14 protein-coding genes are annotated in these 14,957 nt (G+C 46.3%); 7 read left to right on the top strand and 7 right to left on the bottom strand.

From position 1 onward, the window contains the following. Positions 1-242: 242 nt before the first annotated feature. Positions 243-3,032 (top strand): hypothetical protein, encoded by a 2,790-nt coding sequence (locus tag JGK11_RS28775; protein ID WP_293213875.1) that lies wholly within the window; start codon positions 243-245, stop codon positions 3,030-3,032. 260 nt (positions 3,033-3,292) lie between these two features. On the opposite strand, the gene JGK11_RS28770 is transcribed toward JGK11_RS28775, so the two are convergent. From JGK11_RS28770 to JGK11_RS28755, 4 genes are all read right to left on the bottom strand, one after another. Then, entirely contained in the window at positions 3,293-3,748 is a 456-nt protein-coding gene (locus JGK11_RS28770; protein ID WP_293213873.1) for a hypothetical protein, read from the bottom strand. A 258-nt stretch (positions 3,749-4,006) separates the two neighbouring features. Then, positions 4,007-4,297: a hypothetical protein gene (locus JGK11_RS28765; protein ID WP_293213871.1), complete on the bottom strand. Its 291-nt coding sequence runs from the start codon at positions 4,295-4,297 to the stop codon at positions 4,007-4,009. A 282-nt stretch (positions 4,298-4,579) separates the two neighbouring features. Next, a complete protein-coding gene (locus tag JGK11_RS28760; RefSeq protein WP_293213868.1) occupies positions 4,580-4,825 on the bottom strand; it encodes a hypothetical protein in 246 nt (81 codons plus the stop codon). Between the two features lie 69 nt (positions 4,826-4,894). Beyond that, positions 4,895-5,755, bottom strand: a complete 861-nt coding sequence (locus JGK11_RS28755) for an AraC family transcriptional regulator (protein ID WP_293213866.1) — start codon at positions 5,753-5,755, stop codon at positions 4,895-4,897. A 434-nt stretch (positions 5,756-6,189) separates the two neighbouring features. Between JGK11_RS28755 and JGK11_RS28750 the strand changes: the two genes are divergently transcribed. The 4 genes from JGK11_RS28750 to JGK11_RS28735 all read left to right on the top strand — a co-directional run bounded on the left by JGK11_RS28750 (position 6,190) and on the right by JGK11_RS28735 (position 10,743). Next, positions 6,190-6,852 (top strand): hydrolase, encoded by a 663-nt coding sequence (locus JGK11_RS28750; protein WP_293213864.1) that lies wholly within the window; start codon positions 6,190-6,192, stop codon positions 6,850-6,852. A 196-nt stretch (positions 6,853-7,048) separates the two neighbouring features. Then, the gene (locus JGK11_RS28745) at positions 7,049-7,627 is read left to right on the top strand and encodes an antibiotic biosynthesis monooxygenase (RefSeq protein WP_293213862.1); all 579 of its coding nucleotides are present in this window, start codon (positions 7,049-7,051) and stop codon (positions 7,625-7,627) included. A gap of 106 nt (positions 7,628-7,733) precedes the next feature. Then, positions 7,734-9,623: an amidohydrolase gene (locus tag JGK11_RS28740; protein WP_293213860.1), complete on the top strand. Its 1,890-nt coding sequence runs from the start codon at positions 7,734-7,736 to the stop codon at positions 9,621-9,623. Positions 9,624-10,023: 400 nt separating this feature from the next. After that, positions 10,024-10,743, top strand: coding sequence for a pirin family protein (locus JGK11_RS28735; RefSeq protein ID WP_293213858.1), 720 nt, complete (start codon positions 10,024-10,026; stop codon positions 10,741-10,743). Positions 10,744-10,849: 106 nt separating this feature from the next. Here the strand turns inward: JGK11_RS28735 and JGK11_RS28730 are convergent, their stop codons facing one another. From JGK11_RS28730 to JGK11_RS28720, 3 genes are all read right to left on the bottom strand, one after another. Beyond that, positions 10,850-11,317, bottom strand: coding sequence for a hypothetical protein (locus JGK11_RS28730; protein ID WP_293213856.1), 468 nt, complete (start codon positions 11,315-11,317; stop codon positions 10,850-10,852). Between the two features lie 142 nt (positions 11,318-11,459). After that, positions 11,460-12,179 carry a ribonuclease PH gene (gene rph / locus JGK11_RS28725; RefSeq protein ID WP_293213854.1) on the bottom strand — a complete coding sequence of 240 codons (720 nt, stop codon included), beginning with the start codon at positions 12,177-12,179 and terminating at the stop codon, positions 11,460-11,462. A 229-nt stretch (positions 12,180-12,408) separates the two neighbouring features. Next, positions 12,409-12,963, bottom strand: coding sequence for a nucleoside monophosphate kinase (locus JGK11_RS28720; protein ID WP_293213877.1), 555 nt, complete (start codon positions 12,961-12,963; stop codon positions 12,409-12,411). Positions 12,964-13,317: 354 nt separating this feature from the next. Here JGK11_RS28720 and JGK11_RS28715 point away from each other — a divergent pair, with 354 nt between their 5' ends. After that, positions 13,318-13,845 (top strand): P-loop NTPase family protein, encoded by a 528-nt coding sequence (locus tag JGK11_RS28715; protein WP_293213851.1) that lies wholly within the window; start codon positions 13,318-13,320, stop codon positions 13,843-13,845. Between the two features lie 5 nt (positions 13,846-13,850). After that, positions 13,851-14,144 (top strand): hypothetical protein, encoded by a 294-nt coding sequence (locus JGK11_RS28710; protein WP_293213849.1) that lies wholly within the window; start codon positions 13,851-13,853, stop codon positions 14,142-14,144. Positions 14,145-14,957 lie beyond the last annotated feature (813 nt).

Raw genomic sequence — 14,957 nt, 5'->3', positions numbered from 1 at the left:
GATAGTCTACCCGGACAGGGCAGACTTGATTACCTCTTGTATCATACATTCCCCCCTGACAATTAATCCACCCTGCCTAACCCCCCTTAAGAAGGGGGGAACCGGAAGCGCGATCAAAGTCCCCCTTCTTAAGGGGGATTTAGGGGGATCTAGACTACGCTAGAAGCGAGATTTTTCAAGTATTCTAGGCTTAAGTTGACACCAATCGGCAAAACCTAAACTACCACCACATCCGAACAAATATGCCAATAGACGACGAAGACTTTGAAATCCAAATCAGCGACGATCGCAAACTGCAACTCTTCACAGACAGACACGAATTTACCCGCCGATTTGCCTTTTATTTAAACGAAGACCAGCCCCGCGAACAAATTTTGTATTTTTTCGGGGATGGAGGCAACGGCAAGTCATTGCTCCTCAAACACTTGGAGTATCACTGCTGCAAAAAATTCACCCCGGAAGTTTGGCAACAATTGCGCGCACTCCCAGAAGCAAAAGCCGCCGAAGTTGCCGATTTTGTCTGGCACGCAAAACCCAAAACCTACACTCCCATCCCCGCCGTCAGACACGATTTCGGATTGATACCGATTAAAGAAGATAAACCGCAAGATAGATTTTACGGCTTGCTGATGCTGCGGCGCAATCTGGCAGAGTCAGCCAAGAAATATAAATTTAAATTTCCTAATTATGATTTTGCTTGCTTTTGGTATTTGCTGAACAAAGGCGAGTCAGAGGCAACTCTCAACCAACTTTTCCCCAACGATTTGATTGATTTTTTGACACCTGTAGTTGAAACATTTGCCGGATTTCCTGTGGTGTCGCAAGTAGCGGCGGGGCTGAAATTAATCGATAAATTCGGTGGCATTAAGCGAACGATGAAATTAATTCAAACGCGGTTGGGTGTCAGCGACGAAACGGCTGATGAAATTCGCCGTAAAGATATTGATACTGAATTAATCGACTGTTTGCCGAAATTGTTTGCCGGGGATTTGAATGCGGCAATGGCTAGCAGAAATAAACCCGATCGCCTGGTGATGCTGTTCGATACTCACGAGAAAATGTGGGATGAAAAACGCAATTCTCAAGGCGCAACTTTTTGGTATCAAGATGAGTGGTTTCGGCGGTTGTTGAGGGCATTGGATTACAAATTGGGGATTGTGGTTGCTGTGGCGGGGCGAGATTGTCCGGTGACGCAACTGCGGTGGCCGAATGCGGCGAAGTTTCCGATTCCCGAAGATTATATAGATAAACAATTGGTGTGGCATTTGTCGCCCGCCGATGCTAGGGATTACTTGCACAAAGTGGAGATTGACAAGGTTGATTTGGCAGATGCTGTGATTAAATATGCCAGCGTTAATCCTGATGAGAGTTGGGATGATTTGCAGGTACATCCGTTTTATTTGGGTTTGTGCGCGGATGTGGTGCTGGCAGAAAGAAGGCGGGGAATTGAGTTGCTGGCGTCGGATTTTGCGCGGATTCCGAAGTTGGAAAATAAGACTGCGGAGTTAACGGATCGATTGCTTTTGTATGTGGATCGCGAAGTGCGATCGGCTGTGCATTCGCTGAGTGCTTGCCGCGCTTTTGATGAGGATTTGTACGTGAAATTGGGAGCTGGTTGCCACTTCCAGGCAAGCAGTGCAAATTTTGAGATGTTGACGGGTTTTTCCTTTGTGTGGAAATCGGAGAAGCGGGGGGATAATTGGTATCGGATTCATGATTTATTGCGGCGCTTGGATTGCGATCGGGATAATGAGAAAACTCGCAGAGCTCATGAGGTTTTAGAGGGGCATTATCGGGAAGTGGGGGATGGGGCAGAGGCCATTTTTCATGCTAATCGCTTGGATTGGGAGCGGGGTGTGAAGGAATGGGAAGAGGTGTTTGGTAAAGCGTTGCGGCTGAGTCGTTATGGGGAATGCGAGTTGCTGCTGGGAGTTAGAGATGAGTTGTGGATTAAGAGTGATTATCGGCTGGGCTGGATTTCACAATTGGAGGGATATTACTATGCTGATTTGGCTAGATACGCAGAGGCAAAACAGGAATATTTAGAGGCAGTTGCAGCTTTCGATAACCAACTCATCTTAACTCCTGATAATGAAGCTACGCTCAGCAGCAAAGGGATTTCGCTGCGATGTTTGGGTGATTTACAGGCAGAGCTAAGTGAGTTTGAGGCTGCAAAACTTTCTTTTTCGGAGGCGATCACAGCATTTAATTCTGCTTTACAATTTGCACCCGATGATAATTATGCTCTCCACAACAAAGGGAATGCGCTGCGATGTCTGGGTTGTTTGCAAGCACAGCTAAGTGAATTTGAAGCTGCCAAACAGTCTTACTCAAAGGCGATCGCTGTCTTGAATTCTGCTTTACTTCTTGCACCGGATTTTATCATGTCTCTTAACTACAAAGGGAATGCGCTGCAAAGTCTGGGTCAGTTGCAAGCACAGCTAAGTGAATTTGAAGCAGCCAAACAGTCTTACTTGGAGGCGATCGATGTCTTGAATTCTGTTTTACAAATTGCACCGGATGATATCTCGGCTTTTAATAACAAAGCGAGAGCGCTGGGATGTCTGGGTTATTTGCAGGCACAGCTAACTGAGTTTGAGGCGGCCAAACTTTCTTACTCACACGCGATCGCTGCCTTTAATTCTGCTTTAATTATTGCACCAGATAATAAATATGCTCTCAACAGTAAAGGAACTGCACTGGGATGTCGGGGTCAGTTGCAAGCACAGCTAAGTGAATTTGAGGCAGCCAAACAGTCCTACTCTGAGGCGATCGCAGTCTTTGATTCTGCTTTAGTTATTGCACCGGATTCTCTCAATCCTCTCAATAACAAAGGGATTGCGCTGCAAAGTCTGGGTGATTTGCAAGAACAATTATCCGATCGACAGGAAGCACTCAAGAGTTGGCAAAAGGCGCTGGAAATGTTTAATCGATATTTAGCCATTGCTCCTAATGACGATTCGGTTCGCAATAGCCGCGATTCGCTGCAAGAATTTCTCGATAATTTGGGTGACGATAGTCTCAGTAGTTAGCTCGATTGCAAGTAGTAAAGATGCGGCATTCAGGAGGCGGATTTGTCCAGTTAACTTACACCGAAAGTTCACAGGATTTACGCACTCCGACAAAGAAACCGGGTTTTTGGCCGAATCTACGAATCACAACCAAGAATTATCGAAAAAACCCGGTTTCTGGCCACCCGCGCGTCATCTAGAAACCGGGTTTTTGCCCGAATCTACGCATCACAACGAAGAATTATCGAAAAAACTCGGTTTTTAGCCCCCATGCGTAAGCCCTAAGACTTGATACCTGACGGCGCATAATTCTTGCCCTTTTCCGATTCCAGGTATTGCTTGTAAGCCACCTCATCGCCACCAAAAGAATCGATCGATACCTGTCGTTTCGGCATCGATTTCAGAGGAGCATCGATCGGACTATACCGACAATAACACATCACAATTACATCATAATCGCTCATCGGAGTTGGAATATCAGGCGTATATGTTTGCACCCGCACAACTTCCCAATCACTGACGCGATAATGAGTATTATGTGCGTGTTCATTTGGATCGTGTTCTGACTCCACCCGCACAAATTCTACAGGGCGATATCCCGGTTCAGGAATCGGTTCCTCAGAAGAATCCCAGTTTTCTGCAATGATAAAAGTTAGAGCTTGGCTGTGTTGAAGTTTTCTCTGTTTCCAGCCTTCATCTTCACCTGACTCAGCCTGAAAAACAATGTACTTCTGCATTAGTTTTCCTCCTTTGTACTGGTTACCAGGCGATCGCGTGGTAACCAGTTAACTCGTTGATCGCCGAGTCTAGATCCCCCTAAATCCCCCTTAAGAAGGGGGACTTTGAGAACATTCCTGTCCCCCCCTTCTTAAGGGGGGCTAGGGGGGATCTGGCCTCAATCGTTAGACAGTAGATCGGTACTACATTTGACGTTAAGTTCACACCAATGAACATTGTTGTGTCCTTTGGCTGTGGAAAGCACTCAACCTCCCAGCTTACCTTCCCGGCGACGTGCTATCAGTCGTTAGCGCAGCCCTCGAAGAGGATCGCACTTTCCGACGAATCAGCACACTCATCACGTGCCCGGGAGTTGCCGCACGTTGTACGGGACTCCAGTCACCAACCTCAGCAAATCCCAATCGGTACAAAGTGAGAATCGTTTCCCGGACACCCTGGGGCGAACCCACAAGCGTTACCAGCAGCACATCCTGTTCTGATATTGCTGCTGCTGAGTCGGAATTTTGACAATCGGATGAGTTTTCGTCGGGCACGAATTCCTGTGACATATTATGTTCTCCTGACTTTGGGTTTTCTAAGGAAACCCAAAAATCCAGCCGCCCCGCAATTCAACAGATAGCAGGGCGGCCACAGAGAGTGTTATGATGCTCTGTTAGCCTCCAGACTGCTTGTCCCAGTTTGGCGGTTATGCTGTCCTTAGCTGTTACTAGCAGCTTTGGGCAGTGCAACTAGATTTTCGGGCGACGCGGGTTGCCTCCTGTGCAAGCAAAGCAACCTCTCAATTCACAGCGTAGCCGCATAGGGGGCCAGCCGTCAACCGATTTTGGATTTTAGATTTTGGATTTTAGATTTTGGATTTTGGATTTACCAGCGTCAGCGGCTGGAAAGATTAGACGGCGGTTGAAACCGCGTCTACACAAACGATGTCCGCCTCCGCGGACTAAAGAAAATTGTATTTGGCGGTATAAATCGGCGATCGCAATTTCCACATTCACCGATTCAAGTAACTCTGGATACGGCATTGCCGTTTCCCTACTAGAAAATAATCTATCGGCCTCAATTAAAAATGCAACCATCCCCCGATTAATTGTAGGGAAACGGCACAGGGGTATCCTGACTGTGGATAATATTAATTCCGATGCCGCTTATCCCCGCCGATAGATTCCGGGTGCGATTCCTGTAGCAGACCGAAAATGCTTGTTGAGATGACTTTGATTGGAAAAACCGCAAGCAAGGGCAACCTCAGAAATCGACAATTCCCGATTTTTAAGCAACTCTTTCGCGCGTTCAACTCGTTGCCCAATTACATATTGCCACGGCGAAATTCCCATCGATTGCTTAAACAAAGCACAAAAATAAAAGTGACTTAAATTGAGTTCGGCGGCAATGTTTTCTAAACTCAATTGAGCATCGAGATGCGATCGAATATAGTCGATCGCACATTTCAACTGAAAATCGGACAAACCGCCTTTGTAGGTACGCAGAGTGGCGGGAGTAGTACAGTAGTGGCGAAGTAGGTGAATGCCCAATAAATTGGCTAGGGATTCGGTGTAAAGCCTACCACCTAAGCCATCGGTGGTCATTTCATAGAGGAAAGAACGGGCGATGGTTTCAAGTTGTGGATCGCGATCGAGCAAAACACTTCGCAGTTCAACTTTATCAGGATTGAGGCATTCAGTTGTAGCAGCGATGTGAGATAAAAAGTCAGGACTCATTATGAAGGTTATAGATTCATCTGTGGTTTCCCAAGCTATATGTGCAGGTATTCCTGATGGTAGGAAGAAAAAATCGCCATTATTCATAGATCCGTCATACTCACCTCCATCAAATTGGTTGACTTGCCGAGTACCGCTACCACTAAGATTGACTAGCAAAAAATGGTGACTGCAAGGTGAAGTTTCTAGCTCATTTGGTGGATCGAGGGTATGTTCTATTGCTAAATCACCGACTCGAATAGGTGGTGTTGACCTAAATTCGGTGACAATATCTAATATATCGCGAGTCACTTCAGCACATTGTCCATTCGATGAATGCGATGACTCGTTGGATTCAGAATGTGAAAGGATCTCGCTCTGCTGCATAATTGCTCTCATCCCTTGCTAGTGGCCGAAGTTTTTCAATTATTTCTTAAGATTTTACCCCAATTTCTGGATTCTGCACAGTCTGGTCGATCTAATGTCTTACACCATTGTCAATAAAGGGCAAGATGCCCGTTCATAAAGCCTTATTAACAATGGTGCAACATCTCAGGTCGATCGCACCTTACAGCAAGAATTGAGTAAGATCGCAAGAATAGACAAATTTTTCCACAAGATTAGAAAAGATTTCCAGTGTCTCCAGCCCTACAGTGAGGTCATCAGCAGAGCAAAAAGTGCGATCGCGATTGCACTCCGCCTCTAGCACACATAGATTAGCAAACCCAATTTCAAGGAGCATTAATATGTCAAAGTTAGAACTACTGACTCCCCAAAATTGTACCGTAATCTTCATCGATCATCAACCGCAGATGACTTTTGGAGTTGCCAATATCGATCGGCAAATCCTGATTAACAACACAGTTGGGCTGGCAAAAGCGGCCAAGATATTTCAAGTCCCCACCATCCTCACCACGGTTGAAACCAAAAGTTTCAGTGGCTATATGTGGCCCCAAATCCTTGATGTTTTTCCTGGCCAAATGCCGATCGAGCGCACCAGCATGAACTCCTGGGACGATACAAAATTTGTCGCTGAAGTCGATCGAATTGGGCGTAAAAAGTTAGTAATTGCCGCACTGTGGACGGAGGTATGCTTAACTTTTCCTGCCCTAGAAGCAATGGCTGCGGGCTATGAAGTCTATGCAGTAGCTGATGCTTCTGCTGGCACCAGTCCAGTTGCTCATGATTTGGCAATGCAGCGGATTGTCCAAGCTGGTGCAGTTCCTGTCACCTGGCTGCAAGTGCTGCTGGAGTTCCAACGAGATTGGGCACATAGAGACACCTACGATGCGGTTATGGGCCTGGTAAAAGAACATGGTGGAGCCTATGGTGTTGGCGTGGAATATGCCTACACGATGGTGCACGGGCAGCTTCCGAGTAATGCGAAAGTTGCGGCTCTAGCTCATTAGAATTCTTCAGAAAAGCCAGTTATATCCTTTATAACTCGGCGGTTGAAACCGCGTCTACACAAACAAAATTCTTCATAACTCGGCGGTTGAAACCGCGTCTACACAAACAAAGTTCTTCATAACTCGGCGGTTGAAACCGCGTCTACACAAACGAAGTCCGCCTCCGCGGACTAAGAAATTCGGTGGGTAAACAACTATGCTGCAAGATTTTCCAGAAGTGCAAAACAACGAAATCAACGAACAGGTGACAGCCGTTATTTCGCATCAAATTAAACCGGGGCGAGAGCAGGGTTATGAAGAGTGGTTAAGGGGGATTGCTGCTGATGCGAAGCGGTTTGAGGGACATTGCGGGGTGAGCATTATCCGACCCCGCGATGGAGTTTGCCCGGAGTATGTTGCTATTCTCAAGTTCGATCGCTACACGCACCTCAAGCAGTGGATTGAGTCAGATGTGCGGCAACAATGGCTCGATCGATTGGAGCCGCTAATTGCCAAGCCGGAGGAGGTACAAACCTTGACTGGACTTGAAACTTGGTTCACTTTATCCGGTCAGTCGCGCAAATCTCCTCCACCTCGCTATAAAATGGCGTTAGTTACTTGGCTCGGGGTTTTTGTAACTGTGGGCGTGTTGAGTCGATTTTTGCCTCTGATTCTATCAGCAATTCCGCCTTTGTTGTCACAGATAATTAGTTCTGGTTTGACTGTTGCTTTACTTACTTATCTGGTGATGCCTCAATTGACGCGGTTGTTTTCCAAGTGGTTGTATCCAAAGTAAATCAGCGGTTGAAACCGGGTTTATACAAACAAAGACTCGGCGGTTGAAACCGCGTCTACACAAACAAAGTCCGCCTCCGCGGACTAAGAGGATAAGGAGTTTGATCGTGATTTCTAACGAAATATTGGATCGCACAATTGATGCAGATTTAATTATCAAAAATGGTCGCATTGCCACCCAGGACGAACGGCGATCGGTGGTTGAGGCGGCTGCTATCAAAAACGGTCGGTTTATTGCCGTGGGTTCTGAACGCGATGTAATGGCCACTAGGGGCGATCGCACTCAAATTATCGATCTGCAAGGTCGCACAGTCATTCCCGGTTTGAACGATTCCCATCTGCATTTAATTCGCGGCGGATTGAACTACAACTTGGAACTGCGCTGGGATGGCGTACCTTCCCTCGCCGATGGATTGCGGATGCTGCGAGAACAGGCGCACCGCACGCCTCCCGGACAATGGGTGCGCGTGGTTGGTGGCTGGAATGAGTTTCAATTTGCCGAACGCCGTCTGCCGACTTTGGATGAATTGAACCAAGTTGCGCCGGATACTCCGGTTTTTATCTTGCACCTGTACGATCGCGCTTTGCTAAATCGTGCTGCCCTCAAGGCCGTCGGCTACACTAGAGATACGCCACAGCCGATCGGTGGAGAAATTCAGCGAGATGGCAATGGGAATCCCACTGGATTGCTAATTGCCCGACCCAATGCGATGATTCTGTACGCGACTTTGGCAAAAGGCCCAAAACTCCCCTACGAACATCAAGTTAATTCCACACGGCATTTTATGCGGGAACTCAATCGCCTCGGTGTCACCAGCGTAATTGATGCTGGCGGTGGCTTTCAGAATTACCCAGATGACTATCAGGTGGTGGAAGAATTGCATCGCCGAGGTGAACTGACGGTGCGGATTGCTTACAACCTGTTCACCCAGCGTCCGAAGGAAGAACGGGAAGACTTTGCCAAGTGGACGAAAATGGTGCAACCTGGTCAGGGAGATGATTTTTATCGGGTAAACGGCGCTGGTGAAATGCTGGTGTTTTCGGCAGCAGATTTCGAGGATTTTCTAGAACCGCGTCCCGATTTGGCGGAGTCGCTAGAAGCGGAATTGAAACCTGTTGTGAAGTTGCTTGCCGAACATCGGTGGCCGTTTCGTCTCCATGCGACTTATGATGAGTCGATCGACCTTTTCTTGAATGTGTTTGAGGAAGTCGATCGAGAAATTCCATTTGATGGCTTACACTGGTTTTTTGACCATGCCGAAACGGTCAGCGATCGCAATTTGGAACGCATCAAAGCCTTAAATGGAGGGATTGCGATTCAGCATCGCATGGCATTTCAAGGCGAATATTTCATTGAACGCTACGGCACGAAAGCTGTGGAACGCACGCCACCCATCGCCCGTATGCTAGAAATGGAAATCCCAGTTGGGGCCGGCACTGATGCGACTCGCGTAGCATCATATAATCCTTTTGTTTCGCTTTACTGGTTAGTCAGTGGCAAGACAGTCGGCGGCACGTCGCTGTATCCTGAAGCTAACCGGATGAGTCGGATGGAAGCACTGCGGCTGTATACTGTGGGTAGCAGTTGGTTTTCGTCGGAAGAAGGCAAGAAAGGTGCGATCGTTCCGGGACAATTAGCCGATTTAGCCGTCTTGTCTGATGATTTCTTTTCAATTCCTGAAGTACAAATCAAGCATTTAGAGTCGGTTTTGACGATCGTAGGCGGCAAGATTGTCTACGCCACAGACACTTTCAAAAAATTAGATCCACCCGCATTACCAGTCTTACCAGAATGGTCGCCCGTCGCCCATTATGGCGGTTATTACTCGCAGATTCCAGTTGCGGCTAATGCGCCTATTCATATTTGTTCCATTGCCTGCAATCACGCAGCAATGCCCATTCACAAACCCAATTGTGGCAATTTGCTGTCATCTCTAAATGTCTCAGCCGCCCTATCGAGTTTGTGGGGAAGCGGCTGCGATTGCTTTGCCTTTTAAGTTGATAAAGTGTAGGGACTTAGGCTGTGCCCATTAGTGTGAACTTAAGCCTGAAAGCCCGCCAAGTCCGTCTGTGAGCCCGCGAGTCCGCCAGGGAATCAATTCCCTGTCTAATAGCGAAAGTCCTCTCAAAGAGGACTCATGATTTCTTCAGTCGTGTTCAGACGACTTTCGCTTTGAGGCAGGGGTTTTCAACCCCTGGCGGACTATAGGTTTTACCTTAAGTTGACACCTATGGGCAATGCCGTTTCCCTACCGCGATCGATCGCACGGTGTACTTAACCAACCTAGAATCTGCTGTAATTTCGACAGTCGATTTTTCTCAAACTTTTGTGGGGTGGGCATCCTGCCCGCCCAAAATGTTATTTAATCCTGAACAACTTAGCACTTGGATAATTGTATGATGAATCAAGAAACTGCAACTCATCTCATTCACGATCGCCACGATCGCGGTCATAGCAATATTGCTTGGCTCAATAGCTATCATAGCTTTTCTTTCGGCAACTTTTACGACCCAAATCGCATGGGATTTCGCACGCTGCGAGTCATTAATGACGATCGCGTGACTGCGGGTGCGGGCTTCGGTACTCACGGTCACAATAACATGGAAATCATCACCTATGTGTTGCAAGGCGCGATCGAGCATCGAGATAGCATGGGCAATGGCACTGTCATCTATCCCGGAGAAGTGCAGATTATGAGTGCTGGAACTGGTATCACCCACAGTGAATTCAACCACTCCAAAACTGACCCGCTGCATTTCCTGCAAATATGGGTTTTGCCAGACCAAAACGGACTAAAGCCCAGATACGAACAGCGAGCATTTCCTTTAAAAGAAAAGCACGGTGAGTTCCACTGCATTGCTTCTAAGAATGGAAAAGATGGTGCTGTTACGATTCACCAGGATGTTGAACTATATGCTGCGATTTTAGAATCTGGTGATGTCGTTCGCTATCATTTGCCACCGCATCGTTATGCTTGGCTGCAAATTGCCGGGGGAATTGCCGAACTCAATGGTAAAGAATTGAGAGAAGGCGATGGCGTTCAAATTAGTGCGGAAGAAGAGCTCGAAGTTAGTACCCAAGTCGGTGCTGAAATCTTGCTATTTGACCTCGGATAATCTCTTAGTCCGCGCAGGCGGACTTCGTGTAGATAGAGGCGGTTGAAACCGCCGATTTATTTCATCCCCGCCGATAGATTCCTGGTGCGATTCCTGTAACGGTGAACTACTTACCTGCCATGATACTGACAATGAAAAGTGTTACACCAATAACAACGACTGTCGCATGTAGACCTGACCAAAGATAACGTAATTTTAGTTTGCTCACTCGTGGAAAATCAGCAAAATGCGCTCTATCTGCAATTTGATTTAGAGACTGAATAGATACATTCAGCTTTTGATCTAGTTCGTCTCGTAGTATACGGAAACGACTATAATGAAAATCAAAACGTTCCTCATATCTTAGAGACATTAAAATGCCATGAAGACCGATGATTACTATGAACAGAGATGGAATTAAATCTAACCGAGTAACTGCTTGATCAATAGCTATAACAGCAAGCAGAATCGCGACTAATGGAATTGCAGAACTAGCTACACCCATGCGTTGATTTTCATAGTGGCGACAATACTCAAGATTTTGTACAGCCATTTCCAAAAGATATTGTTCAGGGGGGATCTTTTCAGAGGTCATGAATTTTGTTCAGTTAAAAATACAAAAAAATTGTCTATCCAGATTTTATGCAAATTCTTGGCTGAAATCTTGAATTATGATCATATCATTATAGGTAATGTTAATCAAATATTATACCTGACAAAAATTGAATTAGATTTGACTACTCACCCAAAGCTTGCCGCTGAGCCTCCAACAACTCCTGAATCCCAATTTCCGCCAAATCCAAAATTTGATTTAACTGACTTCGACTAAAACTTCCCTCTTCCGCAGTTCCCTGCACTTCAATGATATTCAAATCTCCATTCATCACCACATTACAATCAATTTCCGCCGCCACATCTTCAACATAATTCAAATCTAAAAACAGCTCACCTTCCAAAAGTCCCACAGACACGGCCGCCACTTGGCGAATTAAGGGCGATCGCACCAAATCACCTTTTCGCACCAACTTATTCAAAGCATCAGCCACAGCCACAAACGCGCCATTGATAGAAGTCGTGCGAGTCCCCGCGTCCGCCTGCAACACATCAGCATCTACAATAATCGTCCGTTCCCCCAAAAGTTCCATATCCAAGCACGATCGCAAACTCCGGCCAATCAACCGCTGAATCTCTTGAGTGCGCCCCGATAACTTCATAAACTCCCGCTCTTGTCGCTGCGGTGTAGAGCCTGGTAACATTCGGTACTCCGCAGTCAGCCAACCTTTTCCGGTATTCTCCAGAAACCTAGGCACTCCCGGCTTAATCGTAACGCTGCACAGTACCTGAGTATCGCCGCTTTTCGCGAGCACCGAACCGCTAGCAAATTTGTTGAATTCGCGATCGAAACTAATCGGACGAAGTTGATTTGGTTGTCTACCGTCGGCACGTTTTATGGACATAAGTTATTTGTTATTTGTTATTTGTTATTCGTTATTCGTTATTTGTTATTGGTAATAACTGATATCTTGCACCATTTTCAACTAGCCTTTCACGGACGGGCAGGATGCCCATCCCACAAGAAAATTTAATTTTTGTGGAACAAGCATCTTGCCTGTTCTTGAGAATGCTGCAAGATGTGAGTAATAATCAACAAATAACGGCTAATGACTAATGACTGCTGACTAATGACTAATGACTATTAACAACTTTAAGAATATCTTGCTGGACTTGTTCTGGGGATTGGTCGCCATTGATAGTTAACAGCTTGTTCCGATGTTCGTAATACTCTAAAATCGGCATAGTGCGTTCCTCGTACAAATCGAGCCGGCGCTGCAAAATTTCCGGTTCATCGTCCGATCGATCGCGTTCGATCGATCGACTCAGCAACACCTCAGTCGGAACCTTCAACCAAACCGCCCAATCTAGCTCCTGCGCCAAATCGTCTAACAAAAAATCCAATTCCTCAGCTTGAAAAGCCGTTCGCGGATATCCCTCCAACACCCAGCCATTAAAAACATCCCACAGCAGCAGCCGGCGGCCGATAAATCGAATCAAAATTTCATCGGGAACTAACTCGCCTTTTTCCACATAAGACACGGCCAACTTGCCCAAGTCTGTCTCACCTGCGATTTCCGCACGCAGAATGTCCCCTACTGCCAGCAAAGGAATGCTCAAATTGTCGCACAATAGTTGTGCTTGAGTTCCCTTTCCCGCTCCTGGCCCTCCCAGAATCACCAATCTCACAGTGCCTGCTCCTAGTGCCACGACATTCAAATTCTATGCGATCTGTACCTTTTATTGACAATCCTGGAGCCACCAAGACTCTCATCGCCCGGGTTTTTGGATCTATAACTTCATAACTGTCGGCTTCCCTGCTATATTTCGCTAAAAAAGCAGGCTTCTGCACAAGTGCTTGCTTGAGTTCAAAATCTAATTGACGGCTCCGAATGCTACTGCCGCTAGCTTTTGACAATTTGTATATCTAGCGTTCGATCGGATCTGCGATCGGCCAAGTACACTATATATTGTTAAGCAGGCTCCAGCCACGTGCAGCTCGGAGCAGCAGTCAAGACTTAGTTACTAATTAAATATTGCCCTATGGTTGCTCAGTTACAAACCCCTAAACTCAATTTGACCCACAGCTTGCCCTACACAGTTAAAGGGCTGGTGCAAGTTTTTACAGGCCCGCACCGCTGCTTTTTTACAAATGTTATGGCTCAAGCCCTGAGAATTGCAGGACAGGGATCTCCGGTGTTGGCAGTGCAGTTCCTCAAAGGGGGAATCAATCAAGGGCATCAACATCCCGTGCGACTCGGGCAAAATTTAGATTGGGTGCGGTGCGATTTGCCCCGCTGCATTGAGAATGCCGATTTAGATGAGATCGAAACGCGATCGATCGCACAATTGTGGGAGTACGTTCAAAATACAGTGCTCTCCGGCAGTTACGCCTTAGTTATTCTCGACGAGTTGAGTTTGGCGGTCAATTTAGGTTTGATTCGGGAGACAGAAGTGCTCGCATTGATTGACAACAAGCCGCACGATTTGGATATTATTTTGACTGGGCCCTCGATGCCGCCAGCAATTTTGGATGTTGCCGACCAAGTTACTGAAATTCGTCGCAGTTAACGACAATGATTTTAGTTGCGATCGCCTGCCCGTGCGATCGCAATTTTTATGTAATATTTTCTGTAAATTCTCATGTAAAAAAAGAGGCGATCGCACAGTTCGGGCGATCGCAGCACGCCGATCAATTTAGCAGCGACATTACGCTGGAACTACCGGATCGAACACAACAGTTAACCGGTCGGCCGGAACCATCCGCTTCAGAATTTGCAAGTGACCGTCTGCATCAGACCAACTACGAAACTGACCCACAACCACCTTTTCCACATTCGGAAGCGATCGAACTACAGTCCACGGCTTGAGACGTTTTTCTTGCAACATAATAGAGAAATCTCCTGCATAAATTAGAGCCAAAGCCCGCCCTAATACTTTTCTACGGGTAAGGACTGATCTGTTGGTTCGTAAACTTGCCCTTCTCTCAAAACATATCACAAGAAAAATGGTTTCGCACTATATCTGATTTTCGGTTTTTTTCTATAGCCTTTCCCAAAAAAGTGAGGTACGTTGTTGGGCTTGGGCCCTCTTGATTTAGTGGTCATATAAGCTGTCAGTCATACCTCATCTTTTTGAGAAAGGCTATACCTAATTTCTACACAACATATCGCCAAGCTATACTCAGCAGCTACCTAGATCGATCGCCTGTAGGTAAGTCCTGGGAAGAAACCAAGAACGCGAAAGAATTTGATACTTTTGCGCCATTGATTGAAATATACAATTCCCATTCGGCACAGATTCTTAAAAAATGAAATAAAAATTTGTTAACTCTTTAAATAATTACCAGAAATAATTGGTTAAAAGCCTCTCCGTTTTAGCGATAAATTAAGATCAGACTATTCATTACTCCAATCCTCTTCCTTCCAGGTAAAGGCTGCCCTCAACTGTCCCAGGTCAACTGTCCCAGGTCAACTGTCCCAGGTCAACTGTCCCAGGTCAACTGTCAACTGAATGAACACCTTTGTCATGATTCGCCTCTTTTTTCCCTGTTGACCGTTCTTCCTTCTTCCGACTTCCATCCGACTAAGGGAGCACCACAGAATGATTGATCCTATAATGACCCAAAGATAATTTCAGTGTGCAGCGTATCTTATGTCTCTAAAATCTATCATGAAACTGAC

Source organism: Microcoleus sp. PH2017_34_RAT_O_A (genome assembly GCF_020737885.1).
Classification (GTDB): Bacteria; Cyanobacteriota; Cyanobacteriia; order Cyanobacteriales; family Microcoleaceae; genus Microcoleus.
The sequence above is the reverse complement of the archived record's forward strand: the minus strand, read 5'-3'. Positions and strand labels throughout refer to the sequence as shown.